Below are 3,279 nucleotides of genomic sequence, written 5' to 3'. Positions count from 1 at the left end.
CGACGGCGAGGTCGGGCTGGCGGCGGGTGCGCTGTCGGCGTCCGGCGGGCTGGATGATGCGGCCATTACTGAAACGGACATAGCGGCGGGGCGGTATGACGCCGCCGAGGTCGAACTGTGGCGCGTGGACTGGATGCGGCCGGACCTGAGGGTGCGGTTGTGGAAGGGAAGACTGGCGCGGATCCGGAGGGAGAACGGGCGGTTTGTCGCCGATCTGGATGGGCCGATGGCGGCGCTGGAGCGGGTGGTCGGGCGGACCTATGGCCGGGGTTGCGACGCGGTGCTGGGTGATGGGCGCTGCGGGCTGGATGCGGCGTTGGTGGCCGGGCGTAGTTGCGACAAGCGGTGGGCGACCTGCGTGGGGGTGTTTGGGAATGGGATTAATTTTCAGGGCTTTCCGGACATTCCGGGTGAGGACTTCCTGACGGCGCGGCCTGTGGCGGGACGCAATGACGGGCGGAGCCGTAGGCGATGAGGGATGCCGAACGGCGCGCGCGGGTCGTGGCGGCGGCGCGGGGGTGGCTGGGGACGCCCTATCGACATCAGGCCAGCGTGAAGGGCGAGGGGGCGGACTGTCTGGGCCTGGTGCGCGGGGTGTGGCGCGAGGCAGTCGGCGAGGAGCCGGAGGCGCCGCCGCCCTATCGTCCCGACTGGGCCGAGGTCGGGGGCGAGGAGACGCTGTGGGCCGCGGCGCGGCGGCGGCTGGTGGAGATCGCGCCGGAGCAGGCGGGGCTGGGCGATGTGCTGCTGTTCCGCATGGCGGCGGGCTGTCCGGCCAAGCATTGCGCCGTGTTGAGCGCGGTCGAGGGGTCGGAGCGGCGGATGATCCACGCCTATTGGGGGCGGTCGGTGGTCGAAAGCTGGATGGGGGCGTGGTGGCGCAGGCGTTTGGTCGCGGCGTTTCGCTGGCCTGAGATTTAAGAAGGAGCAGGCATGGCGCAGGTCGTTCTGGGCGGGATCGGGTCGGCGCTGGGCGGACCGATCGGGGGCTTTATCGGCGGGGTGCTGGGGCGGGCGACGGATAGCTGGATGATCGCCGGGCTGTCGCCTGCGCGGCAGGTCGGGCCGAGGCTGGAGGGGCTGAAGCTGCAGTCCTCGGCCGAGGGGGCGCCGATGGCCTGCGTCTTCGGAAGGGCGCGGGTGGTCGGGCAGGTGATCTGGGCCGCGCGCTTTCTGGAGAGGAAGGAGAAGCGGTCGGGCGGCAAGGGCGGCCAGAAGACGGTCGACTACGCCTATTCGCTGAGCTTCGCCGTGGCCCTGTGCGAGGGGCCGATCGACGGGATCGGCCGGGTCTGGGCTGACGGCCAGCCGATGGATATGGCGGGCGTGACGATGCGTCTGCATCGCGGGACGGAAGATCAGACGCCCGATCCGCTGATCGAGGCGGTGGAGGGGCGGGCGCCCGCCTATCGCGGGACGGCCTATGTGGTGTTCGAGGATCTGCCGCTGGACGCCTATGGCGACCGGCCGCCGCAGTTGGCGTTCGAGGTGTTCCGGCGGCCGCAGGGGGCGGCGCCGCAGCTGGAAGACCGGCTGGAGGGCGTGTGCCTGATCCCCGGCGCGGGAGAGTTCTGCCTGGCGACCGAGCCGGTGATGCGGCGCGAGGGGCTGGCGAAGTCCACGCCGGAGAACGTGCATCTGACGGCGGGTCAGACGGACCTGGAGGCCTCGTTGGATCAGCTGATGGCCCAGGCTCCGCGGTTGAAGCGGGTCAGTCTGGTGCTCGGCTGGTTCGGCGATGACGTGCGGATGGGGCATTGCCGTATCCGGCCAGGGGTGGAGCGGAGGGACAAGCCGACCCAGCCGCTGGTCTGGGGCGTGGCGGGGGTGACGCGCGCGGACGCGCATCTGATCAGCCGGGTCGACGACGGAGAGGGCGGCGAAGGCCCGGCCTATGGCGGGACGCCGTCGGACGAGAGCGTGCGGCAGGCGATCCGGGCGCTGAAGGCGCGCGGGCTGGAGGTGACGCTGTATCCCTTCGTCTTCATGGACTGCGCCGGCTATCCGTGGCGAGGGCGGATCACGGGGACGGACGGGGCCGGGGCGACGGCTGAGGTCGCGGCCCTGTTCGGGACGGCGGGCGGTTGGGGGTTGAGGCGGCTGGCGCTGCACTATGCCCGGATGGCGGCGGATGAGGGGGCGGACGGCCTGCTGATCGGCTCGGAGATGCGGGGGCTGACCTGGACGCGGGATGCGAACGGGGGCTTTCCGGCGGTGGCGCAGTTTCGGGCGCTGGCGGCGGAGTGCCGGGCGGTGGTCGGGTCGCGGGTCAAGCTGAGCTACGCCGCCGACTGGTCGGAGTATTTCGGCTGGCAGAGGGACGGAGAGGTTCGGTTTCACCTCGATCCTTTGTGGGCGGACCCGAATATCGATTACGTCGGCATCGATTGGTATCCGCCGATGGGCGACTGGCGCGGCGGCGACGGCGGGCGGGACGCCGAAGATTTCAAAGGGCCGTCGGACCCGGCCTATCTGGCGGCGCAGGTCGCGGGCGGCGAGGGGTATGACTGGTTCTACGCCGGCGCGGCGGATCGGGCGGCGCAGCGGCGCACGGCGATCACGGACGGCGCCCACGGCGAAGACTGGATCTGGCGTTATAAGGATCTGAAGGGCTGGTGGTCGAACCGGCATCATGAGCGCGTGGGCGGCGCAAGGCAGGCGGCGCCGACGGCCTGGGTTCCGGGGATGAAGCCGATCCGGCTGACCGAGTTCGGCTGTGCGGCGGTGGATCGCGGGGGCAATGCGCCGAACCTGTTCCAAGATCCGAAGAGCAGCGAGAACGCTCTGCCGCCGTACTCTACGGGCGCCCGCGACGACGGGATGCAGCGGCGGCTGATCGAGGCTGTGCTGGGGCACTATGCGCAGCCGGTGAACAACCCGGTCTCGGGCGTCTATGGCGGGCCGATGCTGCAGGGTGCGGATGTCTGGTGCTGGGACGCGCGGCCCTATCCGGCGTTTCCGGCGCTGCATGAGGTGTGGGCTGACGCGGGCGCCTGGCGCACAGGGCACTGGCTGAACGGGCGGATGGGCGGCGATGCGCGCGGGCTGATTGAAGCGATCCTGAAGCGTGGTGGTCTGGCGGAGACGGATTTCACGGTCGGGGCGGTGGACGGCGGGGTGACGGGCTATGTCATCGACCGGCCGATGGCGACGAAGGATGCGCTGGCGCCGCTGGTGCAGGCGCTGGGGGCGACGACGGCCGAGCGGGATGGTCGGGTGGCCGTGCTGGGCGAGACGGCGCGGGAGATGACGTTGCATCAGGCGGCGCTGGCCCTGCCC

At 71.1% G+C, this 3,279-nt stretch carries 3 protein-coding genes; all 3 read left to right on the top strand.

Features of this window, described 5'->3' with window-relative positions:
* Nucleotides 1–475 (top strand): baseplate hub domain-containing protein (locus BDIM_RS11700; RefSeq protein ID WP_081461898.1); only part of this gene is annotated, 475 nt, incomplete at its 5' end.
* Nucleotides 472–921, top strand: coding sequence for an NlpC/P60 family protein (locus BDIM_RS11695; protein ID WP_040345938.1), 450 nt, complete (start codon nt 472–474; stop codon nt 919–921). The genes BDIM_RS11700 and BDIM_RS11695, both read left to right, overlap by 4 nt.
* A gap of 12 nt (nt 922–933) precedes the next feature.
* The coding region (locus tag BDIM_RS11690) for a baseplate multidomain protein megatron (protein ID WP_040346914.1) at nt 934–3,279 on the top strand (2,346 nt) is incomplete at its 3' end.

The sequence above is a fragment of the Brevundimonas diminuta ATCC 11568 genome (genome assembly GCF_000204035.1).
GTDB classification, from domain to species: Bacteria; Pseudomonadota; Alphaproteobacteria; order Caulobacterales; family Caulobacteraceae; genus Brevundimonas; species Brevundimonas diminuta.
The sequence above is the reverse complement of the archived record's forward strand: the minus strand, read 5'-3'. Positions and strand labels throughout refer to the sequence as shown.